The sequence below is a fragment of the Natronococcus sp. JC468 genome, from assembly GCF_012163165.1.
Lineage (GTDB): Archaea > Halobacteriota > Halobacteria > Halobacteriales > Natrialbaceae > Natronococcus > Natronococcus jeotgali.
On record NZ_JAAVUO010000021.1, the window covers coordinates 1 to 25600 of the forward strand.

The 25600-nt window shown below is 66.3% G+C and carries 29 protein-coding genes and 1 pseudogene; 18 read left to right on the forward strand and 12 right to left on the reverse strand.

Annotation, left to right across the window (positions count from 1 at the left end):
• Window positions 1-222 precede the first annotated feature (222 nt).
• The 4 genes from GWG54_RS12920 to GWG54_RS12935 all read left to right on the forward strand — a co-directional run bounded on the left by GWG54_RS12920 (window position 223) and on the right by GWG54_RS12935 (window position 4769).
• Window positions 223-807, forward strand: a complete 585-nt coding sequence (locus tag GWG54_RS12920; protein WP_167938166.1) for a hypothetical protein — start codon at window positions 223-225, stop codon at window positions 805-807.
• A 795-nt stretch (window positions 808-1602) separates the two neighbouring features.
• The gene (locus tag GWG54_RS12925) at window positions 1603-2190 is read left to right on the forward strand and encodes a hypothetical protein (protein WP_245242806.1); all 588 of its coding nucleotides are present in this window, start codon (window positions 1603-1605) and stop codon (window positions 2188-2190) included.
• A 271-nt stretch (window positions 2191-2461) separates the two neighbouring features.
• A complete protein-coding gene (locus tag GWG54_RS12930) occupies window positions 2462-3568 on the forward strand; it encodes an asparaginase (protein WP_245242807.1) in 1107 nt (368 codons plus the stop codon).
• Between the two features lie 388 nt (window positions 3569-3956).
• On the forward strand, window positions 3957-4769 hold the full coding sequence (locus GWG54_RS12935; RefSeq protein WP_167938167.1) for a CPBP family intramembrane glutamic endopeptidase: 813 nt from the start codon (window positions 3957-3959) through the stop codon (window positions 4767-4769).
• 173 nt (window positions 4770-4942) lie between these two features.
• Here GWG54_RS12935 and GWG54_RS12940 read toward each other — a convergent pair whose 3' ends face one another.
• The 5 genes from GWG54_RS12940 to GWG54_RS20675 form a co-directional block, all read right to left on the reverse strand.
• Window positions 4943-5113 (reverse strand): hypothetical protein, encoded by a 171-nt coding sequence (locus GWG54_RS12940; protein WP_167938168.1) that lies wholly within the window; start codon window positions 5111-5113, stop codon window positions 4943-4945.
• A gap of 279 nt (window positions 5114-5392) precedes the next feature.
• Window positions 5393-5641, reverse strand: a complete 249-nt coding sequence (locus tag GWG54_RS12945; protein WP_167938169.1) for a hypothetical protein — start codon at window positions 5639-5641, stop codon at window positions 5393-5395.
• Window positions 5634-6026, reverse strand: coding sequence for a HalOD1 output domain-containing protein (locus GWG54_RS21285; RefSeq protein WP_167938170.1), 393 nt, complete (start codon window positions 6024-6026; stop codon window positions 5634-5636). The genes GWG54_RS12945 and GWG54_RS21285 overlap by 8 nt, the downstream gene beginning before the upstream one ends.
• A 63-nt stretch (window positions 6027-6089) precedes the next feature.
• Entirely contained in the window at window positions 6090-6740 is a 651-nt protein-coding gene (locus tag GWG54_RS12955; protein WP_167938171.1) for a helix-turn-helix domain-containing protein, read from the reverse strand.
• Window positions 6741-6819: 79 nt separating this feature from the next.
• On the reverse strand, window positions 6820-6954 hold the full coding sequence (locus GWG54_RS20675) for a transporter (RefSeq protein ID WP_209438437.1): 135 nt from the start codon (window positions 6952-6954) through the stop codon (window positions 6820-6822).
• Window positions 6955-7081: 127 nt separating this feature from the next.
• On the opposite strand from GWG54_RS20675, the gene GWG54_RS12960 reads away from it, so the two are divergent.
• From GWG54_RS12960 to GWG54_RS12985, 6 genes are all read left to right on the forward strand, one after another.
• The gene (locus GWG54_RS12960) at window positions 7082-7234 is read left to right on the forward strand and encodes a C2H2-type zinc finger protein (RefSeq protein ID WP_167938172.1); all 153 of its coding nucleotides are present in this window, start codon (window positions 7082-7084) and stop codon (window positions 7232-7234) included.
• 105 nt (window positions 7235-7339) lie between these two features.
• Complete coding sequence (locus GWG54_RS12965; RefSeq protein WP_167938173.1) at window positions 7340-7603, forward strand: hypothetical protein; 264 nt, start codon at window positions 7340-7342, stop codon at window positions 7601-7603.
• A 157-nt stretch (window positions 7604-7760) separates the two neighbouring features.
• Window positions 7761-8858, forward strand: coding sequence for a glycerol dehydrogenase (locus GWG54_RS12970; RefSeq protein WP_167938174.1), 1098 nt, complete (start codon window positions 7761-7763; stop codon window positions 8856-8858).
• Window positions 8859-8909: 51 nt separating this feature from the next.
• Window positions 8910-9512, forward strand: a complete 603-nt coding sequence (gene hpt / locus GWG54_RS12975; protein ID WP_167938175.1) for a hypoxanthine/guanine phosphoribosyltransferase — start codon at window positions 8910-8912, stop codon at window positions 9510-9512.
• A gap of 77 nt (window positions 9513-9589) precedes the next feature.
• Window positions 9590-10960 carry a uracil-xanthine permease family protein gene (locus GWG54_RS12980; protein ID WP_167938176.1) on the forward strand — a complete coding sequence of 457 codons (1371 nt, stop codon included), beginning with the start codon at window positions 9590-9592 and terminating at the stop codon, window positions 10958-10960.
• 65 nt (window positions 10961-11025) lie between these two features.
• Complete coding sequence (locus GWG54_RS12985; protein WP_167938177.1) at window positions 11026-11730, forward strand: DUF2270 domain-containing protein; 705 nt, start codon at window positions 11026-11028, stop codon at window positions 11728-11730.
• A gap of 33 nt (window positions 11731-11763) precedes the next feature.
• Here GWG54_RS12985 and GWG54_RS12990 read toward each other — a convergent pair whose 3' ends face one another.
• A complete protein-coding gene (locus GWG54_RS12990; RefSeq protein ID WP_167938178.1) occupies window positions 11764-12564 on the reverse strand; it encodes a winged helix-turn-helix domain-containing protein in 801 nt (266 codons plus the stop codon).
• Window positions 12565-12768: 204 nt separating this feature from the next.
• On the opposite strand from GWG54_RS12990, the gene GWG54_RS12995 reads away from it, so the two are divergent.
• The 4 genes from GWG54_RS12995 to GWG54_RS13010 all read left to right on the forward strand — a co-directional run bounded on the left by GWG54_RS12995 (window position 12769) and on the right by GWG54_RS13010 (window position 17105).
• Window positions 12769-13770 (forward strand): DMT family transporter, encoded by a 1002-nt coding sequence (locus GWG54_RS12995; RefSeq protein ID WP_167938179.1) that lies wholly within the window; start codon window positions 12769-12771, stop codon window positions 13768-13770.
• A gap of 113 nt (window positions 13771-13883) precedes the next feature.
• Window positions 13884-14957, forward strand: a complete 1074-nt coding sequence (locus GWG54_RS13000) for a Vms1/Ankzf1 family peptidyl-tRNA hydrolase (RefSeq protein ID WP_167938180.1) — start codon at window positions 13884-13886, stop codon at window positions 14955-14957.
• 63 nt (window positions 14958-15020) lie between these two features.
• Window positions 15021-15707: a hypothetical protein gene (locus GWG54_RS13005; protein WP_167938181.1), complete on the forward strand. Its 687-nt coding sequence runs from the start codon at window positions 15021-15023 to the stop codon at window positions 15705-15707.
• 600 nt (window positions 15708-16307) lie between these two features.
• A complete protein-coding gene (locus GWG54_RS13010) occupies window positions 16308-17105 on the forward strand; it encodes an alpha/beta fold hydrolase (protein ID WP_167938182.1) in 798 nt (265 codons plus the stop codon).
• Window positions 17106-17118: 13 nt separating this feature from the next.
• Here the strand turns inward: GWG54_RS13010 and GWG54_RS13015 are convergent, their stop codons facing one another.
• Window positions 17119-17754, reverse strand: a complete 636-nt coding sequence (locus GWG54_RS13015; RefSeq protein ID WP_167938183.1) for a metallophosphoesterase family protein — start codon at window positions 17752-17754, stop codon at window positions 17119-17121.
• A 120-nt stretch (window positions 17755-17874) separates the two neighbouring features.
• Between GWG54_RS13015 and GWG54_RS13020 the strand changes: the two genes are divergently transcribed.
• Window positions 17875-18393, forward strand: coding sequence for a gamma carbonic anhydrase family protein (locus GWG54_RS13020; RefSeq protein ID WP_167938184.1), 519 nt, complete (start codon window positions 17875-17877; stop codon window positions 18391-18393).
• A gap of 15 nt (window positions 18394-18408) precedes the next feature.
• On the opposite strand, the gene GWG54_RS13025 is transcribed toward GWG54_RS13020, so the two are convergent.
• On the reverse strand, window positions 18409-19584 hold the full coding sequence (locus GWG54_RS13025) for a CaiB/BaiF CoA-transferase family protein (RefSeq protein ID WP_167938185.1): 1176 nt from the start codon (window positions 19582-19584) through the stop codon (window positions 18409-18411).
• 66 nt (window positions 19585-19650) lie between these two features.
• Window positions 19651-20877 (reverse strand): thiolase family protein, encoded by a 1227-nt coding sequence (locus GWG54_RS13030; RefSeq protein ID WP_167938186.1) that lies wholly within the window; start codon window positions 20875-20877, stop codon window positions 19651-19653.
• A 138-nt stretch (window positions 20878-21015) separates the two neighbouring features.
• Between GWG54_RS13030 and GWG54_RS13035 the strand changes: the two genes are divergently transcribed.
• Entirely contained in the window at window positions 21016-21627 is a 612-nt protein-coding gene (locus tag GWG54_RS13035) for a VOC family protein (RefSeq protein ID WP_167938187.1), read from the forward strand.
• A gap of 1 nt (window position 21628) precedes the next feature.
• Here GWG54_RS13035 and GWG54_RS13040 read toward each other — a convergent pair whose 3' ends face one another.
• Both GWG54_RS13040 and GWG54_RS13045 read right to left on the reverse strand, forming a co-directional pair.
• Window positions 21629-22273 (reverse strand): DUF6517 family protein, encoded by a 645-nt coding sequence (locus GWG54_RS13040; protein ID WP_167938188.1) that lies wholly within the window; start codon window positions 22271-22273, stop codon window positions 21629-21631.
• A gap of 88 nt (window positions 22274-22361) precedes the next feature.
• A pseudogene (locus tag GWG54_RS13045) lies at window positions 22362-23103 on the reverse strand (DsbA family protein).
• Between the two features lie 236 nt (window positions 23104-23339).
• Between GWG54_RS13045 and GWG54_RS13050 the strand changes: the two are divergent.
• Both GWG54_RS13050 and GWG54_RS13055 read left to right on the forward strand, forming a co-directional pair.
• Window positions 23340-23837, forward strand: coding sequence for a hypothetical protein (locus GWG54_RS13050; protein WP_167938225.1), 498 nt, complete (start codon window positions 23340-23342; stop codon window positions 23835-23837).
• A 174-nt stretch (window positions 23838-24011) separates the two neighbouring features.
• The gene (locus tag GWG54_RS13055; protein ID WP_167938189.1) at window positions 24012-25049 is read left to right on the forward strand and encodes an MBL fold metallo-hydrolase; all 1038 of its coding nucleotides are present in this window, start codon (window positions 24012-24014) and stop codon (window positions 25047-25049) included.
• A 273-nt stretch (window positions 25050-25322) separates the two neighbouring features.
• On the opposite strand, the gene GWG54_RS13060 is transcribed toward GWG54_RS13055, so the two are convergent.
• Window positions 25323-25541: a hypothetical protein gene (locus GWG54_RS13060; protein ID WP_167938190.1), complete on the reverse strand. Its 219-nt coding sequence runs from the start codon at window positions 25539-25541 to the stop codon at window positions 25323-25325.
• Between the last annotated feature and the right edge of the window lie 59 nt (window positions 25542-25600).

A 25600-nucleotide genomic window follows, 5' to 3' on the forward strand; every position in this document is an offset into this window, starting at 1 on the left:
TCTGATCGACAGCAGCCTGGAGGAGCGTCTGTCGGATGATCCCGGAGTCGAAGCCGCAGCCTTCGACTCCGAGGATCGGGATCTCAGAGAGGAGATCAAGCGCTAAGGTTTCAAGGTCAGAGGCCGTAAGAACGGTGTCTGGATGGTAGAGGAATCTCACAACACCCATCTAGACGCTTTCTGAGAATCTAATCTCATCAGTCGTAACTAACTGCTGACTCGATGGGAACTACCGATATTAGTTGTTGGCATCTGAAAGAAAGCGAATCAGCGACTATGTGGGGTTCATATTCAGGTGGTGACCCAACGATCTGTATAGAATCTACGGTTGGACGTCTTAGGGACGCGATTAACCGGGCTAATTCAAACAAGGACGATGAGGTCTTCATACACAAAGTTCAGTATGTCGATTACGAGGAATTTGATGTTCCTGACTGGGATCCGATTAATATTGGTGATTATCTCCCACCATATCTGTATAAACGACTTGAGTTCGCGGGTGAAAGTGAACTACGAGCTATTGTACAACAACAGCCACGAGTGGTAATACGCCAGACTCCAGAGGGGCCTGAATTATATCCTGGCGATAAACAGGTGGAAATGGGTGTTGAACCAGAGAATCCACAAGGGGGGATTCCCGTTAACGTAAATCCTGGAATCCTCTGTACGAGGATACACGTATCAGAGAACGCACCGAAGTGGAAAGCTGAGGCTGTAGAGACGGTAGTAAATAAATTCACTAGCTCAGAGTCATATTCTCTGCCCGTAGTTCATTCTAATTTGCATAATATAGATGCAGTATTTTAGGACCTTTTCTCTATTCCCTGACTGCTCAAAGTTCAAGCTAGGATGAGAATCAGTACTTTACCTCAACAGGTATCTCACCATCGTTCCGATGCCATCGAGCCTCCTGAATTAGATCATATATATATACTGGCTAAGACTGCAACCCTGTTCCTCGGCTTCTTTCATCCACTCACCCTTATGCTGGCGATGGCAGTATACCTCGAGACTCGTCGTATCCTCGGGTAGGTTTTTGGCTTCGTCGCTTGCTCGTCGTGGTGCTGGAGGTATTTCGGACATGCGAAAGCACACATAGATGGAATCCACATCAGATTATAATGATATCGATAGATGGATTTCGTATGCGGATTTTGATCCTTTAATATCTGATTACTTGTAAGTCATTCCTGTTTGAGTGCAGAGGCCTTCAATTCACATTCAACGGATCTCGTATCCATGGTCTTCTCGCTTCCTCGCCGCAATAACGAGTGTCGGTGGAACTCGCGCTATCCGTTCGGTCTGAGAACTTCTGAACTCAGTGTCGCACTGCACGCTGTACTTTCTGTGCCACGAGTGATCGATATAACGGATTGCTAGATAGTAATAGAGGTATATTCGACGAGAGGTCGCCTACTGCACAGCATATAACGCGGACGATGGGCACGGTCAGATACTCGAGTATAACAGCCACTGGACGTCACGATCCGATCGGCAGTGGATACCACTGTGTGCTCTATTATACTCGCGGTTGGAAGTGTGCATGGAGCAATGTTACCAAACAGGTTCGCAAACACCGTGTCGAGTGATGCTGACTCGGCAATGCTGATCGATCAGTACCTACCCGAGTACGACGTTACGACGGGTCGGCACGTGGTCGTGGATGCAGATCCCAATACGACTTATGATGCGATGCTCACGGCTGACCTGATGAAGCTGGGGCCGATCGTTCGTACCCTCGGACAACTGCGAGACGTTCCACAGGTACTCTCACATCGGATCCGGGGAACTCCCAGAACACCGTCACCCGAGCGGATGCGGTTCGTCGATATTGCGGACACGACAGAGTGGACATATCTCGATGAGGTGCCGGGTGCGGAGTTCGTCTTTGGTGCGGTCGGGAAGTTCTGGCAACCGGAAATCGAATGGCGACAGATCGAATCGGAAGCCTTCTCGGAGTTCGACGAGCCTGGCTACGCGAAGCTCGCAATCAGCCTGTCCGTCCGACCATACGGCGAGCAGCGGACACTGCTGTCCTACGAGGCTCGCACGGCAACGACGGACGATCTCGCACACCGGAATTTCCGACGGTATTGGCGGATCATCGGTCCTTTCGCAGGCTATCTGATGTCACGGGCGCTCGAGCGTATCGAGACAGACGCGGAGGCGAGGTCGATCAAGAATCGATGAACTCCAGCACCGAAGCCGCCCGAACTGGAGTCGCCGACGAGTCGCCGTAACAATAGTGTCCCTCGTTGCCGCCGTATATCACTTTGTGCTACGACCCTGGTATCGTCGCTGGGAAACGAATGGTGATACAGCGTGAGCTCTCCTTCTGGGTACCGACCTATGCCTCGTCCTGTTACTGGCATCTACAAATAGGACCACCCCTCTCCTCGCTCTGAATCTTATTTTGCAGAGAAGCGTACTCTTATTTTGTTATCTGTTTACGTGCCACACGATGACCAAGTACGATGCCGACAGACGGTCGTTCATGCAATTGGCAGGAATCACCGGCGGAACAGCCCTCGCGAGCAGCGCTGCCGCAGACACTGACGAGGCGGAGGAGTCGAACGGAGCCGACGAGCAACCGAAGTACGGCGGCACAGTCATCCAGGTACTGAGTATGGGCGGCACGATCGCGAGCACGCCAGGCGACGGCGGCGCCTCGCCGTCCGAAAGCGGCGAGGCGTTGATCGAGTCGGTGCCCGAGCTCAACGAGTACGCCGACGAGATTCTGGTCGATCAGGTCACCCAGCTCGGGAGCTTCAACGTCGAGCAGGAGCACGTCGCCGAACTTGGCGAGAAGGCGCAGGAGACCGAAAACGTCGTCGACGGGATTGTCGTCACCCACGGCACCGACACGATGGAGGAATCGGCCTACCACCTCGATCTGGCTCTCGATCTCGATATCCCGGTCGTCTTCACCGGCGCCCAGCGCCGCCCCGATGAGGTCAGTGCCGACGGGCCAGCGAATCTCGTGACGTCATTTCGCGCCGCGGCTCACGATGAGATCCGTAGCGGCGTCTACGTTGCGTTCAACGAGGAGTTGCACACGGCCCGCGACGTGACGAAAGCTCACACGCATAAGCTCGAGACGTTCGAGTCGCCAGATAAGGGACCGATCGCCCAGTTCACCCGCGACGACGTTCGGCTGTACCGGGAGCCGGGAAGCTACTCCGAGTCGATCGACGCGCTCCGTACCGACAAAACCGTCTCGATCATTTCCTCCGGACAGGGGATGAGCGACCGACAGCTCCGGTTCGCGATCGAGGAAGGCGACGACGGGATCGTCCTCGATGGGTTCGGTCTCGGGAACACGAGCGAGACGCTGAGCCACGCCGTACGAGACGCGATCGACGACGGGATCCCCGTCGTCGTAACCTCGCGATCTCACGCCGGACCGTTGAGCGCAATCTACGGTAACGGCGGCGGTGAGACGCTTCGGAGCCACGGCGCTATGAGCGGCGACGACCTCCCAGTCCATAAGGCGCGAATCAAGCTGTTGCTGGCGCTCGAGGCGTACGACGACCTAGAGCGTATTCAGAGCTGCTTCGGAGAGTGGTAAACGCGATCAGTCGACCCGCTCGCGGTCTGCAGTATCTTCCTGACGGGGTCGTTCCCGAACGTGGAGTACTCGACTACCACTGACCAGCCAGACTCCCTGACGGGGTACGGCTGCTCAATACGGTCCCGATCGATTGCTCTTGTTACTATCAGCCCAGATACTACCGACTAATCTTCATTTTTCGTGATCCGAGTGCTGGCTACGAATCTCACGCCGACTTTTCGAAATAGCCTGCTAGCTGACACCGTTCACTCAGATCGGCACCAGAAACGCCAGACTAAGAGACAGCAATCCTCTCGGAGTGCCGACGGAGGAAGCGAGACGCGCTCGGATCGACAGTCAGTGTCCATCAGTACCTTCTTGACGGGTGTGAGATCAATTCTCCGCAATGACCGATACCCGAAACCGAAAATTCTCCGCCCGCGGTGCGATCGCGCAGTTCGCACTCGGGATGATCGGTGTGATCGCCCTGGCCGTCTACTCCGTCCCGGCGCTGCGGGAACTCCCCGAACTGTCGACGGTCTCGTATCCGACGCTGGTGGCGCTCGCGTCGGCGAACTCGACGCTCCTGCTGGCGGTGGCCGTCATCCTCGGCGCGGTCACGGCCCCGCGCCTCGAGTTCGACTCCCACGCGTTCGCGTGGGCGGCCGGCGGGACGCCGAACTGGGGCGAGGTGCGCGACTCGCTTCCGCTCGCGGCGGCGCTGGGCGCGGGCCTGTTCGTCGTCGTCACCGTCCTCGACGTCGCGTTCACGCAGTTCACGCAACTCCCCGCCGATGCCACCCCGACGGACGCGGAAGCCCTGCGCGAGCTCGTCGCGTCGGTTCCGATGCGACTGCTCTACGGCGGGATCACCGAGGAGCTCCTCCTGCGCTGGGGGTTCATGGCACCCCTCGCGTACGCCCTCTGGTGGGGACGAAACAGGGTCGGCGACGCGACCGAGGCGCCGTCCGGGACGATCGTGTGGGTCGCCATCGCGGTGAGCGCCGTCGCGTTCGGCGTCGGCCACCTGCCCGCGCTCGCCTCGACGATCGGGCTCACGACCCCGCTGATCGTCCGCACCGTTCTGCTGAACGCGCTCGTCGGGATCGTCCTCGGCTGGCTGTTCTGGCGGCGGTCCCTCGAGACCGCGATGATCGCACACGCCGCCTTCCACGTCGCACTCGTCGTCGTCTCCACCGTCCTGATCGTGGCGACCTGACGTGAGATGACCGTCGACTCGAGGCAGCTGGTGGCCGCGACGGTAAGAGAATCAGTGCGCCGGAGTCAGCGTTCTCCGTTTCTGAGCCCCGTCTCGAAGACCGCTGGAAGGAGATCGTGCTCACACGGTGCTTCGACGGAGAACTCGAGCGCTCGAGCGGGTCGCCGCCGAACTCAGTTGGCGACGTACCGGGCCACCATGACGATCGGAACGACCGGGATCGCCAACCCGGTGACGATGAGGAAGACGGCGACGATCGCCTTCTCGAACTGACTCGAGTCGTCCCAGACCGCTCGCGAGAGATCGTCGATGCCCTCTGCGGTTCGTTGGATGAGGTCGGCCATGTAACGGATGCACCGTCGCGAACGTCCGTAAAACTTCGTCCAGAGTATGACAGTCCCGACTGGTGACGACCGTCGGCGAACACCGGAGACGGTCTCGCGGACGGGCGTCGCCGTCCCCAGCACGATTTCGGTCGTGGGTGTTCTCTCGCGTGGATGCGGACGCTCTCGATCGTCCCGTGACAGGGTCTCGCCCTCGCCGGAATCGTCGCACGCGGGGTGTACGTTCCGATCACTACCCGGGCATCGCACGGAATCGGCCTCGAGCGGGCGAGAAACGCCTTACTCGATCGCGTCCAGAAACTCCTCGAGCGTATCGGTGAGCTCGTCGACCCGTTCGCCGTCCTCTTCGGCCGCGTAGCGGACGATGTAGACGTCCTTCTCGTCGGCCTCGCGGGTCGTGTCCACGCCGTCGATTCCCTTCCAGATCCCTGTGATCTCAACCTGGCCGTACCGCTCGTGGTCGTATGAATCCCCCCGCTCGATCACTCGGTCGGCGCCGGCGCTCGGCAGCTCGTCCTCGTCACCCATCGGTTTCGACGGTCGTCTCGGTTACCGTCACTGTCCCCGGGCTCCCGACGGTGATCTCGAGCCCACCGTACCGGAAGGCGACGCGACGGCCGGCGTCGGTCGGCGGACGAAACAGCGCGTCGAGCGCGTCCGTGTCGACCGCCGCGTGCAGCGGCTCGAGCGCCGCCGGGTCGGTTTCGGTAAACGCCGCGACGGCGGCCACGACCGCCTGGCTCGGCGGGTCCGCCGACGGATCGTACTCGAGTTCGTACCGTCGCCCGTCGGCGCGGCGGTCGACGGCGGTCGCCGACGGCACGAGATCGAGCGCTCCCCCCTCGAGTTCGTCGCCGTCCCGGGATCTCGAACCGGGACCCGACGCTGCGGTAGATCGATTACGCTGGATCACGTTCGAAACATTGGACGGCCGGCACGTGAGGATGACTTTTACGTACGTAACCTATTTATAAGCCTACTCGGAGGTGCCGATCAGCGTGCTCGCGATCAGGCGTCTGGTGCCCCGCTGGAGTCGGGAGGCCAGCGCCTGCCGGGAGATCCCGAGGTCCTCGGCGACCGCCGCCTGGGTGGCCCGCCGCGGTGAGTCGTAGAAGCCGCGGGCGTACGCGAGCGTCAGCGCCTCGCGCTGGGCCTCGGTGAGATCGTACTCCTGGCCCGACTGCAGCGGCGAGAGCGCGTGCAGCTCCGTGAGTTCGATCGGGATCTCGTGGTCCGTACAGTACGACTGAAACGCCGAGACCGCCCGCTGTTCCTCGGCCCGGACCTCGAACGTCCACTCGCCCTCCCGACCGACCGCCGAGACGAGTGCGACGTCGGTCTCGAGGATCGCGGTCAGCACGCTCTCGTACTCGAAGTCCCAGTCGATGCGGACGAACAGCTCCCCGTCGACGTCGTCGACGACGCGAAGGTCGTCGATCCCGGGGTGGTCGATCCCCTCTAGACTGAGCTCTGCGGAGTCGCCCCCCTCGAGCCAGAAGTACGGGATCAACACGTCGTTCGTGGGCACGACCCGATCAAGCTCGATTTGAGCGTCGGGGAACTTCGAGAACACCTCGGCGAGCGGAAACTCACCTTTCGTCGCGCTGAACGAGGCCTCGATCGCCATACCGATGCTCGTCGCGAGCGCCCAAAGGTCTACCGCCGCGGCTCGTCCGAAGGCCGCGTCCGGGACTGCTGCACCCGAGTCAGTACTCGGTGACGGTCCTGAGGGCGACGCCGAGCAGCGTCAGCAGGACGCCGGACACGATTCCCAGTGGCGGCGGAACGGGTACTCCTCTGGCGATTCCGATCGCGATGACGATCGTCGAGAGTCGAACCACACGTCACGTACCGCGGGCGCACTGAAAAGCTCGCTGCGCGCACCGTCAGCGCCGGCTCGTCGCTCGTGGCCGCACCCATCGCGTGCAACCCACACAATTAATACCGCGGATACTGTGATGTGTCCACATGCCAATGGATCCGCGGGACGAGGAGAACGTCGACGAGTCGGACTCGTTCGTCTGCCCGGTCTGTAACGCGACGTTCGAGTCCCAGCAAGCGCTCGAGGATCACGGAGAGAGCGAGCACGAGGACGCCGAAATCGACACTCAACGGCCGTAGGCGGCCGCGGCGAGTCCAGCGTGACGTCGATTCTCCGTTGGTGTCATCGGGGAATACAGTTAACTAATACTATCACGAAGAGAACAGATACGGGTGAGCTGATAGATGTCCCTGGCCCACGATCCCCGTCCGCCGCTTCCGGACTGGATCACGGATGCGTACGCCGTGCTCTCGACTCGGATCGCCGATTCGACCGACGACGACGGAGCGCCGTCGATCGCCCGCGACCGGGCGGTGGCGATCCTGCACGCCGACGAGGCGCTCGCACTCGAGCGCGCGGACGCCGAACACGCGCTCGAGCGGCTGCTCGAGCGCGGGTACCTCTACGAGGTCGATACCGAACTCCGCGTGACGACCCCGCCCGAGTAGCGGTCGGTCGTCGTCCCCGGATTCGAACGGGACGGGCACCGCTCGCGTCCGCCGAGCGCCCGCGTCGGACGGACTGAGCGCCTCTGGGACGTCTCCCGACGGATCGCGCGGTACGCAAGCAGTCACTTATTTCGTCCCCGGTGCGGGAGGGGTTCCCATGATTCGATCGTTCAAATCGCCGGCGGCGTACGTTCAGGGTCGCGACGCGCTCGATCAGCTCGGCGATCGACTCGAGCCAGTCGCGGCGTCGGCGCTGGTGCTCGCCGACGCGGACGTCCTCGAGATCGTCGGCGATCGGGCCGAAGCGAGTCTCCGGGACGCCGACGTCGAGCCGACCCTCGAGGAGTTCGGCGGCGAGGCCTCCGAGGACGAGATCGACCGCCTCACCGAGATCGCCCGCGAGGGCGGTGCGGACGCGATCGTCGGCGCGGGCGGCGGGAAGGCCCTCGATACGGCCAAGGCCGTCCGGGAGAACGCCGGCGGGGCGATGGTCTCGCTGCCGACGATCGCCTCGACCGACGCGCCGACGTCAGCGCTGTCGGTGATCTACTCGGACGAGGGCGAGTTCGAGCGCTACTGGTTCTACGAGGCCCATCCCGACCTGGTGTTGGTCGACACCGCGATCGTCGCCGGGGCCCCCGCGCGGTTTTTCAGGTCCGGGATCGCCGACGCGATGGCGACCTGGTTCGAGGCCGACGCGGTTCGCCGCGCCGACGGGGAGAACTTCTTCGGCGAGGGGCCGACCCACGCCGCCCACTCGATCTCGCGGCTCTGTTACGACCTCCTGCGGGAGCACGGCCGCTCGGCGGTCCGAGCCGTCGAGCGGGGGGTCGTCACCGAGAGTGTCGAGGCGGTGACCGAGGCGAACACCCTCCTGAGCGGCCTGGGATTCGAAAACGGCGGGATCGCCGCCGCCCACTCGATCCACAACGGGCTCACGCAACTCGAGGCCGCCCACGGCGCGACCCACGGCGAGAAAGTCAACGTCGGAACGATCGCCCAGCTCGTCCTCGAGGGCCGGGACGACGCGATCGTCGACGACGTAATCGAGTTTTCGATCGCGCTCGGGCTGCCCGTCACGCTCGAGGAGGTCGGTGTCGACGACCCCTCCGAGGACGACCTCGAGCGGGTCGCACGGGCGGCCGTCGCCGAGGGCGAGACGATCCACAACGCCTTCGACGCGAGCGTCGAGGAGGTCCGCGACGCGCTGGTGGCGGCCGACGACCTGGGCGCGCGGCGTCGCGCGGACGACTGAGTCGTCCGCGGAGAACGAACCGCTTTTACTCGGATCAGCCGAACCCACGCCATGGAGCGCCTGCTCGCCTCGCTCGACGACGCGCCGATCATCGACAAGGACGGCTACGAGTACCTCGTCCACCCGATCAGCAACGGCGTCCCGCAACTCGAGCCCGCGCTGTTGCGGGAGGTCGTCGTCGAAGTCATGCGAACCGCCGACCTCGAGGTCGACAAGATCGTCGCCCCCGAGGCGATGGGCATCCACCTCGCGACCGCAGTCTCCTTACAGACCGACATCCCGCTCGTGGTGATCCGCAAGCGCCCCTACGGGCTCGAGGGGGAGGTGTCGCTCCACCAGGAGACGGGCTACTCCGAGTCGGAGATGTACATCAACGACGTCGACGAGGGCGACCGCGTGGTGGTCCTCGACGATATGCTCTCGACGGGCGGAACCCTGGCCGCGATCTGTGAGTCCCTCGACGAGATCGGCGCCGAGATCGTCGACGTCGTCGTCGTGATGCGCAAGGTCGGCGACTCCGCGCTCGACGACACCCCCTACGAGGCGACCAGCCTCCTCGACATCACCGTCGAGGACGGCGAGGTGATCGTCCACGACGTGCCGGAGTCGATCGACGCGGGCGCGATCCCCGACTCTGTCCACGATAGTGGATAGATAACGGCGATACTCGACCTGATCTGATCGCGATTGCGAACGCTTTTGTACGGCGGTTCGCAACCTGGCGGCCACAGATGTCGACCGAACGGGACGGGGAGCTGGACCTCGAGTACGGCCTCGACGATCGACCGCCGTGGCCGAAGTCGATCCTGCTCGGGCTCCAGCACGTCGCGGTGATGATCGTCCCGGCGACCGCGGTGGCGTACATCGTCGCCGACGGCGTCGGACTCGCGCCGGGGGATACGGCCTACATCGTCCAGATGATCCTGCTCTTTTCGGGGCTGGCGACGGTGATCCAGGCGTACACGATCGGTCCCGTCGGCGCGAAGCTCCCGCTCGTGATGGGAACCAGCTTCACGTTCGTCGGGGCGATCACGACGGTCGGCGCCGAATTCGGGCTGGCCGCGGTCTTCGGTGCCATCCTCGTCAGCGGGTTCGTCGTCGAGGGCGCCATCGGCTGGCAGTTCGACCGCGTCAAACCCTTCTTCCCGCCGCTCGTCACCGGACTGGTCGTCGTCATCATCGGCCTCTACCTGATCCCGACGGGAACGGAGTACGCCGCGGGCGGTGCCGGCGCCGCGGATTTCGGCGCCGCACACAACGTCGGGCTGGCCGCGCTCGTGCTCGCGATTGCGGTCGTACTCAACCTCTTTACCCGCGGCGTCGCCCGCTTGCTCTCGATTCTCGCGGCGATCGTCGTCGGCTACGCCGTCGCCGTCCCCCTCGGGATGGTCGACTTCTCGCCGATCGCCGAGGCGTCCTGGATCGCCGTCCCCTCGCCGACCCGGTACGGCTTCGAGTTCGAGCCGATCGCGATCGTCACCTTCGCCTTCCTCTTTCTGGTCTCGGCGATGGAGACCGTCGGCGACATGTCCGGCGTGACGGCCGTCGAGGGTCGCTCACCCGACGGGGAGGAGGTCCGCGGCGCCCTCCTCACCGACGGGGTCGTGAGCTCGCTGGGCTCGATCTTCGCGGTCTTTCCCGTCACGACGTTCTCCCAGAACGTCGGAATCGTCAGCTTCACGGGCGTGATGAGCCGCCACGTCGTCGCCGTCAGCGGGGGTATCCTCGCCCTGCTGGGACTGAGCCCGAAGATCGGCGCCGTCGTCACGACGATTCCGAGCGCCGTCTTCGGCGGCGCGGTGCTGCTGATGGTCGGAATGGTCGCCGCCAGCGGGGTTCGGCTGATCGTCCTGCACACCGAGTTCGATCGCCGGAACATGGTGATCGTCGCCGTCTCGCTCGGACTCGGGCTCGGCATCGCGACGACGCCGGAGGCGATCCAGGGCCTTCCCCCGGCCGCACGGACGTTCTTCGGCGAACCCGTCATCCTGACGGCGCTTTCCGCGCTCGCGCTCAACACCGCCGTCCCCGGCGAGCAGAGTCCGCTGTTCGACGAGGCGGCCCTCGAGTCCATCACCCGACCAGGTCCGAGCGACGACTGAATCCTCGAGTGTCCGCGAAGCGGAGCGAACTACTTCGTCCTCGGCGTCGAACGATATCACGTCCCATGAGCGAACGCACGGAGGGGTCGTCCCCGGATATCGGCGCGGAGATCGAAGGCGACGTGACCGATATGACGTCGATCCTCGGCGACACCTACCGGGGCGAGCTCGACCGGGAGACGACCTGGCGCGGACGGCTCGACCAGACGACCTCCTGGGCGGTAACGGTGATGGCGGCCATCCTCACGTGGGCGTTCTCGAGTCCGGACAACCCTCACTACATCGTCCTCGTCGGCGTGCTGGCCGTCGGACTGTTCCTGTTGATCGAGTCCCGGCGGTACCGCGACTACGACGTCTACCGATCGCGCGTGCGGTTGATCCAGGAGAACTTGCTCGCGGAGGCGCTCGATCCGTCGGGATCGGCCGAGCGACCGAACTGGCGGACCGAGCTGGGCGAGGACTACCGAACGCCGACGATGAAGATCACGCTCGGCGAGGCGGTGGCGAACCGCCTTCGGCGCATCTACTTCGCGTTGCTGGTCGTCCTGTTGCTCGCCTGGCTCTTCCGGATCACCGCGTTCGCCGCGAGCGAGTCGCCTCTCGAGGCCGCGAGCGTCGGCGCCCTGTCCGGCGCCGTCGTGCTCGCGGTCGTCGGCGCGTTCTACGTCGCAGTCGTCGCGGTCACGCTGTGGCCCCGCGAGCGCAAGGCGAAAGGCGAGTTCCGGGAGGACGAGAAGGCCGGCGAGTGGAAGGACGACGGAGCCGACTGAGGCGATCGGTCCCGCGGGCCCCGCTGGCGACGGTTAGGACTCGGAGGCGAACGCGTCGACCTCGAGCGGGTCGGCCGCCTGCCAGTAGTCCTCGTAGGTGTCCCGGGCCCACGAGCGCACGGCCGGGTCGTCGGTGTCGATCGCCGCCCTGAGCACGCCGCTGTCGTCCCGAAGCAGCAGGCACACGACGTCGTCGACGATCATGACCGCGATCGGAACGCCCTCGTCCCGGACCCTGAGCTCGGCTTGATCGGACGCGACGAGCGATCGCAATCGATCGCGAAGCGCCGACTCGCCGGCGAGAGCGTCGATCGCGCGCCGGGAGAAGACCCCTTCGAACCGCTGTTCGCCCGCGGCCGTTCGGTCCTCGACGACGGTCAGCGTCTGTTCGTTGAACGCGTGGGAGAACGTCCGAACCTCCTCGCCCTCGCGCAGCAACTCGAGCAGGCGTGACAGCGGCGCGTTCGGCCGCATCTGGGTGGGTTGGGTGATCGTCGCGTCGGCCAGCCGCCGCAGGTCGACGTCCATCGCGTGGGTCGGAAGGTAGTCGACGACCTCCCGGAGCCGCAGCTCCGTCTCGAGGATCTCCCGGAGCTCGGTCATCCCCGCCGCGACGAGTCGGCCAGTCGCGGTCGCCACGTAAGCGTCCCCGTCGCGTCCGATCCAGGACCGTTCCTCGAAGTCCCGGAGGATGCGCCCGAGCGTCGCCTGCGAGGCACCCGTCGCCTCGGCCAGCTCGCTGCGGGTGCGCCGCCCCTCGGCGAGCAACGCCAGCGCGTCGACGCGGTTCTCCGAGAGCGCGAGGAACTCGATCTCCTCGAGTGCCGATTCCATACTCCGTCTCGTCGGTCCCGTCGGAAATCGCTTTCGTACCGTGAAACAGTTTCGTAGTGCGAAACTCGGTCGCCCCCGCCGCACCTTTCTTACTATGAAATTTTTTACGAACGAAACTATATCCCCGCGACCCCTACGGAGTAGTACGACGATGCTTCCGGAATTTCAACTCTCTACGGACGAATCGACCGAGGTGTTCGATCGGTGATCGATCGCCGAACGGTCGCGCTGTTCGCGCTCGCGAGCCTCTTCTTCGGTGGCACGTTCGTCGCCGCGAAGGCCGGCCTCGAGTACTTCCCGCCCCTGCTGTTCGTGGCGCTGCGGTTCGACGTCGCGGCCGTCGTCATGGTCGCGTACGCGACGCTGCGGTTCTCGCGGGCGGAGCTGACTCCGACGACCGCCGGCGACGTCATCGGCGTCCTCGCGACCGGGGGGCTGGTGATCGGGCTGGCGAACTCGCTGCTGTTCGTCGGCCAGCAGTACGCGACCAGCGCCGTCGGCGCGATCGTCTTCAGCCTCAACCCCATCCTGACGCCGGTGTTCGCCGCCGTCTTGCTCTCGAGCGAGCGCATCTCGAGACGCGGCGCGACCGGGCTGGGACTGGGGCTGGTCGGTGTCGCGCTCGTCGTCGGTCCGGATCCCGAGTTGCTGGTCGGGGGCGACGCCCTCGGGTACGCGATCCTGTTCGCCGGCGCCTCGAGCGCCGCCCTCGGGGCCGTCCTCATCCGGCGGGTCGACGCGACCCTCTCGAGTCCGGTCCGGATCGCCTGGGGACTGCCCCTCGCCGCGGGGTTGTCCCACACGCTGTCGCTGGCTTCCGGCGAGTCGGCGTCCGCGATCACCTGGGCTCCCGGCGCGGTCGCCGCGCTCGGGTACGTCAGCGTCTTCGCCGGCGTGTTCGCCTACCTCGCGTACTTCGCCCTGCTCGACGAGACGGGTGCGATCGAGGCGAACCTGGTCTTCTACGTCGTCCCCGTCGTCTCGACGCTGGGCGGGTGGGCGATCCTCGGCGAACGGATCGCCCCGCTCGCGGTCGTCGGCTTCCTGACGATCTTCGCGGGCTTTGCGGTGCTCGGCAGCGAATCGATCGCCGTCCGCCCGCGGCTGCGCGCGTGGCTTCCCCTCGAGCGATCGGGGTCGAACGCCGCGGAATCGACCGATCGACCGTCGGTGCAAAGCGATTCCCGTCCCTCCCGGTCCGACTGAGCGAGCGTGCTTGAGAGCGCCGGCCCGATTCCTAATCGCCCGCCCCGCGTAGGGTGAAGTAGTTCCGATTCGGGGCCGACACGCCGCGACGCTTCGGATCGACCGTCGTGCCTATGTCACTCTCGAACTACGACCTCCACGAACGACTCGATCGACTCTCGAACGCCGCCGCCGACCGCGACGTCCTGGTCTCCCTGGCGGTTCCCCCGGACGAATCGATCGGCGAGGCCCGCCAGCCCGTCGAGGCCGACTACGCCGAGGCGACCCAGCTCAACGAGCAGTCGCTCTCACAGCCGCTGGTCGACGCCCTCGAGGCGATCAGGGATCGACTGAACGACTACGAGGCGGTGCCCGAGAACGGACTCGCCGTCTACGCCGGCGTCCCCGACGGCGACCTCGTAACCGCGACGTTCGACGACCTCCCCGTCGCGATCGAGGAGTCGATCTACGAGCACGGCAACGAGTTCGACCTCTCTCCGCTCGAGGCCGTCACCGAGCCCTCTGCGACCTACGGGCTGCTCGTCGTCGAGCGAGGCGGCGCGGCGCTGGGCCGGCTCGACGACGAGGGCGTCGAGGAGATCGACGTCTTCGACAGCGACGTCCCCGACAAGTCCAGCGCGGGCGGCCAGTCGGCCGAGCGCTTCGAGCGCGACCGCGAATGCCAGAAACGCGAGTTCTTCGACGACGTCGCCGACCGGGCCGCCGTCACGTTCCTCGAGGACGACGCGATCGACGGCCTGCTGCTCGGCGGTACCACGGTGACCGTCGAACAGTTTCGGGAGGAGGCCGACCTCGACCACGAGCTCGAGGATCTCATTGCCGGCGAGTTCGCCGTCGAGTACGCCACCGCACAGGGCCTCGAGCAGCTCGCCGGGAAGGGTCAGGAGGCGATCGAGGAGCGCGACCGCGAGGCGGTCCGGGAAGCACTCGACGAGTTCCTCGCGGACGTCGGCTCCGACGAGGTCGCCTACGGGGAACGCGACATCGCGGAGGCCCTCGAGTACGAGGCCGTCGACACGCTGTTGCTCTCGACGACCCTCGAGGGGACGACCCTCCAGGAGCTTGGCGAACGCACCGAAGAGCAGGGCGGCGAGACGCTGCTCGTCCCCGACGACTTTCCGGACGGCGACCGCTTCGCCGACGCCTTCGATGGGATCGGCGCGATCCTTCGGTTCCCGATCGAGTGATCGGTCCCGACCGCGAAGAGAAATCCTCATAGGAGCCGGAGCGAAATACCCGGACTAACGTCAATGAGTCTCGTCACTACCGGTGGCATCGCAGCGAGTATCGTCCCGTTCGATCCCACGTACGGCGTCACGATCGTCGCGACCGCCATGCTTGCAGTGTTCATGCTCGCGATGGTGTTTTTCGCCGTCGCGCCCGTCGTCTCCTCGACGTGGAGCGAGCGGCTCGGAACTGACGGCGTCGCCGCGGCGGCTCCCGCGGACGGCCGAGCGACCGCCTCCGATACCCGCGAGGACCGGATGGCCGCGGCCACCTCCCAGGACGACCGGACGACCGCCTCCCGGGCCGACACCGCCGAGGCCGAGGAACCGACCGCCTCGTCCGGAACGGCAGACGCGGAATTAGCCGACGGCGCCGTCTCCGACGACGCCCTCGCCGGAGGCGCCGGCAGCGTCACGGAGGGAACGTTCACCGACGACGAGCTGGGGAAGCTCGTCGAGCGCGCCGACGGCAAGGTGATCGGCACCGTCGCCGAGGTCGGCGGTGATCGAGCCCGCGTCGAACCGCGCCCGGACGCGCTGGACCAGCTGCTGGTTCGACTCGGCCGCGCGGAGGTCGGCGACGCCTTCGTCCTCGAGGAGGGCGACGTCGACGAGATCAGCGCCACCCGAATCCACCTCGAGCGCGAGTTCGTCCGTCCCACGGGCGGGGCGGCGTCCGGAACCGACGGCGCCACGGCCGCGACCGAGTAAGAGCCGACGCCGAATTCGCTCGAGCCGTCCCACGAAAACCGACCGTCGCAGGTACCACGTACTTTTCTCGACCGTCGATACCGTCGCCGTCTGTCCCCGCTCACGGAGGGCGTCGAAACGGCCCTCGCCCCGCTCTATGGTACGTCGTCGGTCGAGTACGCGTCGTACTCGGTGTCCTCGAGGCACCAGTCGCTGTTGTAGACGGTGACCGACCAGTACCCGTCGACAGGGACGCCCTCAACGTGGGCGTGTCGCCGTCGTTTTGCTCGGGCGTCCGCGGAGGACGAACCCGTCCGTCTCCGGACTCCGCCCGGGCGATCGCGGTTCCGAGGAAACGTGTGACGGGATCGACCTCGCCGGCGTCGCCCCACACGCCCGAGAGTCGTCCATCGTCATCCGCCTGTGACGAGTGTCTCCCGGATTCGCTCGAGCGATTCCTGATCCCGGTAGGGTATCTCGAACGTATGGACGTCTCGGCCCCGATTCGATATAGCGCTCGAGGGTTCACCGATCGGAAGCGCCGTCCACTCGATCGTCTCGGTGGCGTTCGAGCGCCGTTGCCGGGCTGCGAACTAAGTTGCGGTCCGTCCTACGACGGCTATGCCGATACTCGGCGACGGCCGCGATCGAGACCGTATCGACGTCGACGGACCGACTGACGCGCAGGCGATCGTGTTCGTCCACGGCGCGATGTTCACCCGGACGATGTGGCTCCCCCAGCGGCGGGTACTGGCCGACGAGTTTCGGGTCGCCGCGTTCGACCTCCCCGGTCACGGGGTCTACGCCGACGAGAGCTTCCGGATGGAGCCGGCGATCGACCGCCTCGCGGAGACGATCGAGACCGCGACCGACGGCAGCGCGGTGCTGGTCGGGCTCTCGCTGGGGGGCTACGTGGCGACCGAGTACGCCTCCCGCCACCCGGAGGCGGTCGACGGACTCGTGCTCACGGGATCTAGCGCGAACCCCGTCCGCGGCATGGAGCTGGCGACGCGGGCCAACGGCGCGCTCGCCCGCCTGCTCACCCGTCCCGACGTCGGGAAACGCGCCGTCGAACGGCTGGCGACGCGGTGGGTCCGCAACCGCGACCTGGAGCCGGACGTCGAGCGGGCGATCATCGAGGCGGGCTTTTACCCGAAGCAGTTCGGCGACGCGGGACCGGACGTCGCGGGCGTGGACTTCCGGGAGAAGCTCTCGACGTACCCGGGACCGACGCTGATCATCAACGGCGAGAACGACAAGATCATGCGTCGGGGCGAGCGCGCCCACGCGGCCGCCGCGCAGGACGCGCGCATCGAGGTGCTCGAGGGTGTCGGCCACATCTGCAACCTCCACCGTCCGGAGACGTACACCGCGCGGATCCGAAACTTCATGCGCCAGCGCGTCGCGCCTCGACGGTGACGGCGCTTCGCCCTCACTCGCCCGCGTCGATCCCGCGGCTCTCGAGGGCCAGCGTCTCGGGCTCGAGTTCGTAGTAGCGCTCCCAGGCCGGCGCGAGGCTCACGACCCGGGCCCCCTCGAGCTCGACCTCGCGGTGGCGGTGGTGGTGGCCAACTAGACAGAGTTCCGGCGAGAGCGCCTCGAGCAGCTCGTTGACGCGCTCGCAGCCGGGGTCGTAGCCGTACGACAGCAGTCCCGTCGGCGCCTCGTGGAGGAGCAGGACGTTGACGTCCGAGAGCTCGGCCGCCCGCTCGACGTCCTCGTGAGTGAAGTGTCGGCGCCGTTCTCCGGAGAGCTCGGACCGTGGCAGGTCGTACTTCGTCGGCGCGTAGTTGCCCGACAGCCCCGCCACGCGGATGCCCTCGACGGTCGCCGCCGAACTCGCCAGGAGGTGGACGTTCCGGGTTCCCGCCGTCTTCCCCTCCCGCAGGGCCTCGATCGTCTCGAAGTCCTCGTTGTTGCCCGCGATAAACCACGTCGGTGCCGGCAACTCGTAGCGCTCGAGGTCGCCGACCTGGAGGACGGCGTCGGGCTCGAGCCGTCGGTAGTGCTCGAGAAGCATCTCCCGTCGGTCCGGATCCGAGGCGTGGGCGTCGCCGAGGACGAGCATACCCGAAGCCAGGGGTCGGAGCCGGAAATACCGTCGGCCGCGAGCCGGACCCGTCGGGAGCGGTGACCGTCACGGATCGCCTGACGAACGGTTATACGCCCTGTCGTGGATCCTCTCGGTATGGTCGACAGCCGAACCTACGAGTTCGAGGGCGCCAGCCCGTCGATCGACGCCGAGGCCCGCGTGAGCGGAGACGCCGTCCTCGTCGGCGACGTCGCGGTCGCGGCCGAGGCGAGCGTCTGGCCCGGGGTCGTCCTGCGGGGCGACGTCGGTCCCGTCCGCGTCGGTCGGGGGACCCACGTCGGCGACAACGCCACGCTGCACGCGGCGACCCTCGAGGACCGGGTGATGGTCGGACACGGCGCCGTCCTCAACGAGGCGGTCGTCGAGACGGGCGCGCTGGTCGGGTTCAACGCCACGCTCAACACCGGCGCGACGGTCGGGGCCGGCAGCATCGTCGCCGCGGGGACCGTCGTGCCCGACGAGTACGCGATCCCGCCGGAGTCGTTCGTCCGCGGCGTCCCCGCCGAGGTCACGCCGCTGGCGGAGACCGGGATCGACCCCGAGGCGATCTTCGAGGAGTTCTCCTCGGGCGCGTACACGGACCTGGCGAACCGACACGGCGATCTGTTCGAGTAGGTACCCACAGCGCGGTCAGCGGACGGCGCCCGACTCGAGCAGTCGCTCGATCGCCGCCTCGTCGTACCCGATCTCGGCGAGGTACCGCCGCGTGTGTTCGCCCTGTTCGGGGACGGCCTCGCTCGTTTCCGTCGGCGTCTCGCGGTGACGGGCCGGAAACCCGATCCTCGGCGGTGCGTCCTCGGGACGCTCGACGAGATCGCGGGCCCGAAACTGCGGGTGCTCGCCGAGTTCGCCGGGCGCGTATACGCCCGCAAACGCGGCGTCGGCGCCCTCGAGTGCGTCCTCCCACTCGTCGCGCGTTCGCTGGCGGAACAGTTCCTCGAGTTCGACCCGCAGGGCCGCCCGCGCGTCGGGGTCGTCCGAGCCGTGCTCCGCGACGAGGTCCGCCCGGCCGACGGCCTCGCAGAACGCCCGCCAGAACTTCGGCTCGAGGGCGGCCAGGGTCACCCAGTTCCCGTCGGCCGTCTCGTAGCTGTCGTACCACGGCAGCCCGCCCGTCAGCGGCGTCTCGCCCGGTCTGGGCTCGGCGGGGTCCCCGGTGAGCGCCTGGTAGGCGACCGCCTGCGAGAAGGAGGCGACGACGTCGGCCAGCGCGATATCGACGTACTCGCCCTCTGCGTTGCCGAGTTCGCGCGCGAGAACGGCCTCGACGATCGCGAACGCCGCGAAGAGCCCGCCGGCCATGTCGCCGATCGGGTAGCCGGGGGTCTGAGGCGTCGCGTCGGGGGACTCTCTGGTCATGTCGAGCAGTCCCGCGATCGCGACGTAGTTGAGGTCGTGGCCCGCCCGATCGGCCCACGGGCCGTCCTGACCGTACCCCGTGAGCGAGCAGTAGATCAGCTCCTCGTTGTGCTCGGCCAGCGTCTCGTAGTCGACGCCCAGTCGCTCGACGACGCCCGGACGGAAGCTCTCGAGGACGACGTCGCTCTCGGCGACGAGCCGGTAGAACGCCGCCCGCCCGTCCTCGCTTTTGAGGTCGATGGCGACGCTTCGCTTGCCCCGATTGACCATCTCGAAGATCGCTCCGGTGCCGCGGTCGGTAATCGGTTCCATCGATCGGGCGTAGTCGCCCGCTCCGGTGTCTTCGACTTTCACTACCTCCGCGCCCGAGTCCGCCAGCAGCTGGGTCGCGTACGGTCCGGGCAACAGCCTCGAGAGATCGAGGATTCGAACGCCGTCGAGTCGCATACCGGAGGAGTCTCGGTAGCGATACTTTACAGTGACCTCGAGCGCGGTCGTCGCCCCGGGCTCGCCCTACGCCCGCTCGACGATCGTCGCGATCCCCTGGCCGAAGCCGATACACATCGTCGAGAGCCCGACGTCCTGCCCGGTCCGCTCGAGTTCGTGGACCAGCTTCGTCACCAGGGCCGCACCCGTCGCCCCCAGCGGGTGGCCGTGGGCGATCGCGCCGCCGTTGACGTTGGTTCGCTCCCAGGGGGCGCCCGTCTCCTCGAGCCAGGCCGCAACGACCGATGCGAACGCCTCGTTGACCTCGAAGAGGTCGATATCGGAGAGTTCGTACTCGGACTGCTCGAGGACGCGCTCGGTCGCCGGGATCGGTCCCGTCAGCATCGTCACGGGATCGACGCCGACGACCTCCGTCTGTCGAATCCGGGCCATCGGCTCCCAGCCGCGGGCCGCGGCTTCCTCCTCGCTCGCGATCAGCAGCGCCGAGGCGCCGTCGACGATCCCCGAGGAGTTGCCCGGGTGGTGGACGCCCGCGCCCTCCTCGCGGAAGGACAGCGGGAGCTCGGCAAGGGTCTCGCGGTCGGTCTCGGGGCGGGGGTGTTCGTCCCGGTCGACGACGACCGTCTCGCGGGTCGCTTCGCTCCCCGCTCGATCGTTCGAGTCGCGCTGCGACTCGCTTTCCTCGCCCTCGAGTTCCGTCTCCACGGAAACCACCTGGTCGTCGTACCGTCCCTCGTCCCAGGCCTCGCCCCAGCGGCGCTGGGAGTCGACCGCGAGTTCGTCGAGCTCCTCACGCGCGAACCCGTAGTTCTCGGCGATGCGCTCGGCGCCCTCGCCCTGGTGGGTCAGCTCCTCGAAGTGCTCGAAGTACGTGTCGGTGACGGCGCTCTCTCCGGCGACGCCGTCAACGCCGTCCGACCCCAGCGGCACGCGGGTCATGTGCTCGACCCCGCCGGCGACCAGCACGCCGTGCTGACCCGCCATGACGTTCGTCGCCGCGAAGTTGACCGCCTGCTGGCCCGAGCCGCACATCCGGTTGAGCTGGACGCCCGGAACGGTGTCGCCCCAGCCCGCGACCATCGGCGCGATGCGGCCGATGTTGAGCCCCTGCTCGTCGACCGGGGTGACGCAGCCGTAGATCACGTCCTCGATCGTCTCCGGGTCGAACCCGTTGCGCTCCTCGAGAGCCTCGAGGGGCGCAGCCGCGAGGTCCTGTGGGTGGGTGTCCCGGAACGACCCGTCTCGCTTGCCGAAGGGGGTCCGTACCGCGTCGACGATGACTGCCGTTTGCATGGCGTATACGTACCCGACCCCGCTCATAATCGTTCGGGCCCCGGAGACGGCGACCCCGGGTCGTTCGATCGCTCGTCGGCCGGATCGTTGCCTCGAGCGTGGGAACCGTTTACGTCACGGAGCCCCTACCGGACGGTGATGACGGACGATCCCGAGATCACGGCCGACCGACCCGACAGCCCGATCCGACTCGCCGGCACCGACCACATTACCCTCATCGGCAGCAACGAGGACGACACGATCGAGTTCTACCGCGACCTGCTGGGGATGCCGCTGGTGCTCAGACAGCCCAATCTCGACGACCCGGAGTCAACACACCTCTTCTTCGATACGGGCGACGGGCGGATCCTCACCTTCTTCGTGAACGACGACCGACAGTCCAGCGAACAGCCGCTCCGCCACCAGGTCGGCTCGGTCCACCACCTCTCCTTCTCGGTCGAACCCGAGCGGTTCGTCGAGACCAGGGAGGCCCTCGAGGACGCGGGTCGGGGCTACAACGAGTTCGATCGCGGTATCTTCCACTCGCTGTACACCCGCGATCACAACGGACTGACGATCGAGCTCGCCACCGACAAGTTCGATATCCCGGACGACCGCCGCGGCGAGGTGCTGGCGACCGCCCAGCGCCTGCGCGTCGCGGACGGCGCCGACTTCGCCGAGGAACGGCACCTCGAGGCGGCCCTCGAGGAACTGGGGATCGACAGCGAAAAGTACGAGCTTCCGGACGCCCCGACGGGCGCCGGGCGCTGAGTCAGTCGGGTAGCTCCTCGCGGACGCCCTCCATGAGCGAGCGGACGTTCGCACCCTCGTCCTCGAAGGCGGTCGGATAGACACCCAGCGTCGCGACCAGGTCGTCGCCGGCGTCGACCGTCTCGCTGACCAGGACCTCGACGTCGACGGTTCGTCCGCTGAAGGTCGCCTCGCCGGCGAACGTCGACACCGTCGTCGACTGCCCGAGAACGGGCAGCTCCTCGTCGGCCTCGTGTTCGACGTCGCCGAGCCCGCCGTGGACGCTCGCGACGAGGTCGACGAGCCCGCTCGTCGATCGCTCAGCGAGCGGGTTGAACTCCCGGCCGAGCACCCCGACCTGCGGGCTCGAGAGCACGGCGAACTCCGCGCCCTTGTGCTCGCCGAGCAGTCCCATGTCGATCGTCTTCTCGTACTCGGTGAGCGCGTTGATCAGGACGACCTCCTCGGAGACGATCCAGGCGCTGACCGTCTCCTCGAGGCGGAGCTCGTCGACGGCGGTTCGTTCGTAGCCGGCCTCCTCGCGGACCGCTGGATCGATCCCGGCGGGCGTGGCCTCGTGGCTGTCCAGCCCGACGGTCCCGAGACAGCCCGCGAGGCTCGCGAGCCCGACCGTTCCCGCTCCGGCGAGTACCTGTCTCCGTTCCATTCATTCACGAAATAGAACCAGTAGTACAAGGTCTTTTGGATGCGAGAGAGCGGGCTCGATACGAGACGGTACCGCTAGCCGCAAGGGACTATCGTTCTTCCGTCGATTGGATTCGCTCGATGGCTTCGTCGAAGCGCTCGGGCGGTTGGGCTCCGACGAGCGTTCCGGCTCTCTCGGTATCGGGATCGAAGACGGCGAACGTCGGCGTACCCGAGATTCCGAACGAGCGAGCCTGCTCGGCGTCGCCCTCGACCGAGGACTCGAACTCGTCGCCTCGCTCCTCGAGACAGGTCTCGAGGTCGTCCGCGTCGACGGAATCGACCGAGCGCGTGTACTCGAGGAGTGCGTCGGCGTCGGCCCACTCTGACTCCTTCTCGCCCTGTTCGTCGAAGACCGCCGCGTGCCAGTTCCAGTAGGCCGACGAGTCGTCGTCGCGGACCTGTGCCCACGCGCACCGCGAGGCGACCGCGGCGGTCATCGAATCCGAGCCGAAGTACGGCAGCGGGATACAGACGATTCGAACCCGCCCGGGTTCGACGTGGTCCCTGACGAGTTCGGGAAACGTCTCTCGTTCGAACTCCGCGCAGAACGGACACTGGAAGTCGGTCCAGTAGTAGATATCCAGCGCCGCGTCCGGCGATCCAACGATCGGTTTCCCGGTCAGGTCGATGCCGAACGACGTCGTCTCGTCGCTCGCGTGGAGGGTCAACGAACGGTCGTGCTCGTCGTCGTTTCCGTCGTCGCGCGCGAGGTAAGTAGGCCCCGCCGCCGCCGGCAGCGACGACGGTACCGGCCAGTAGGGCGCGACGGGACGGCTGGTCGAGACTCATTCGGTACGGCCGACGTTCGAACCGTCGGGCCGTAACGGATCCGCCGATTTACTGAGCCTGTAAAACGGGGTCGGTGATTTGCCGACGGCGCCCGTCGGTTCGTCCGTGCACTCGAGCGAGATCCGATCGGCGATCCCGGGGCGAGTCTCCACGGCCGTCCGAGCCGGAAACGGAGTGAGCGAGCGGTGAGCCCGCGCAGCCGTGTCGCCGGCTTCGCCCGAAATCTCACCGAATCGATGACCTACCCCTTCGAGAGCTGGCCGGGAACTGCCGGGCTGGTCCTCGTCGGGTTCGCCACGTACGTCCTGCTCGTCGGCAGCACGATGCCCGAGTTCACGCTGCAGATGCTCGGCGACGGGCTCCACTGGTTCGACGACGTCCTCGTCTCGCTGACCGAGACGATCTACCGTACCGACGGCCTCTCGGGACTCGCGATCATCGGCCTCTACGCCCTGTTGACGGGTGTCGCGGTCGTCAACGCCGCCGCGCAGCTCCGCCTGGTCGGGCTCTCAAGCCTGACCGACATCTCCGGCGTGGTTCCCGGTCTCCTCGCGTCTGGCTGTGCGAGCTGTGGCGCCGGGCTGCTCGGCTTTCTGGGATTCGCTGGCGCGCTGACGCTGCTGCCCTACGACGGGACGTTGCTACAGCTCGGCGGGCTCGTCCTCCTGGTGTTCTTTCTGGGACGGGCGGGACACCCTGAGCGGTGTGCAATCGCGCCGGGAACGGACGGATGACGGGATCGGATTTCGGCCGACCCGAGGGGACGAAGTCGACGACCGCTCGCTCGTCCGAGTCCGCTCGTTTCACTCGTATCGACCCGTCTTCCGGTCAGTGAAGTGACTAATTCGTTTTCTGATATAGAATATCGACTCGCGTTTTTATTGAACGGCGGGTTGGACGTCGACCCGATGAATCTGGAACGCCGAACGGTCGTGAAGCTGACCGGGATCGCGTCCGGAACCGGCGCGATCGCGGGAGTAGCGAGCGGCACGGAGTCGTCGACCGCGGAACGTTCGACCTCGTCGGATCGGAGTCGATCGGACGGGATTTCGGTCACCGTCCTCGGCTCCGGGGCGTCCTCGTTCCAGAACGGCCGCGCGAACGCCGGCCACGTCGTTCACGTCGACGGCGAGCCGACGTTTCTGCTCGACGCCGGCGGCGGCGTCGGGGCGCGACTCGGCGAGGCCGGCGTCGATCTCACCGCCCTCGACGGGGTCTTCCTCGGACACCTCCACATCGACCACACCGCGGCTCTCCCGGCGGTCGTCAAGGCCAGCTACCAGCAGGGTCGCGACCGCTCCCTCCCGATCTACGGTCCGACCGGAACCGACGACCTTCCCGGAACCGAGACCTTCCTCTCGCGGCTGTTCGATCCCGAAACGGGCGCGTACAACTACCTCGAGCCGTTCGTCGAGCGCTACACCGACGGCGAGCTGGAGGTCGAGCCGACCGAGATCGACGCGACGGTCGGCGAGGACGACGAAATCGCCTGCGTGCGCGACGAGGGCGTCACCGTCGAGGCGATCCCCCAGACACACGGGGCGATTCCGGCGCTCGCCTACCGATTCACCTGTCGAGGACGGTCGATCACGTTCAGCGGCGACACGTCCCTCGAGACCGACAACCTCCGGCGGCTCGCGGACGGGACGGACGTGCTCGTCCACAACCGCATCGTGGACGCCCACGTCGATCCCGACGAACCAAAGACGGATCTGCACGCCTACGCGACGGATATCGGCGCGAGCGCGAGCGCCGCCGACGTCGGGACGCTCGTGCTCTCCCACCTCAGTCAGACCGACGAGACGGAGATCGAGCGAGAGATGGAACTGATCGCACGGGAGTACGACGGGCCGATCGTCGCCGTTCGGGACCTCGCCGAAGTGGATCCGGACGGTCGGATCGGCGCCGTCGAACCGATCGAAAACGACGTCCTCGTGTGCGAGTGAACTCGACCGTGCTGGGACGGTAGCGTGGAGTTCGGACCGCGGCGAGGCGCGAACCGAGGTGGCCGTCCTCGAGGTGGAGGGTTCCGTGCGTTCGCGGCGGGGATGCGCTGGCGCGGACGGTCTTTCGCCGAACCCCTACAAACGCTACCGCCTCTCGTTCGCCCACGACGAGAGCCACAGCCGGTCGTCCCTCGACGCTGCGGACGCGGGCGTCGCCGAACTCGGAGTCGATTCGCGCCGCTCGAGAGATCTCGAGTTTGCGCGACAGCATCGCTAGTCGCTACAGGTCGAACAGTTCCGACGCCGAACGACGAGTCCGATGACGCCCAGCGCGAGCGCGGTGACGAGCAGCTGGGCGCCGCCGGCGGCCAGCCCGTACGCGAGGGCGCCGCCCGAGACCGCGGTCGCTCCGGGGCCGAGACAGCAGAGACTCGCCAGCCCGGCCAGTCCGAGCTTCGCCCGTCGCGACGCCGTCTCCGAGTTCGTCGCCATCGGTCACGTCAACGGGAACGGTCTGTATATCGTTTGTGGCACTCGAGGGGCGACGCCCC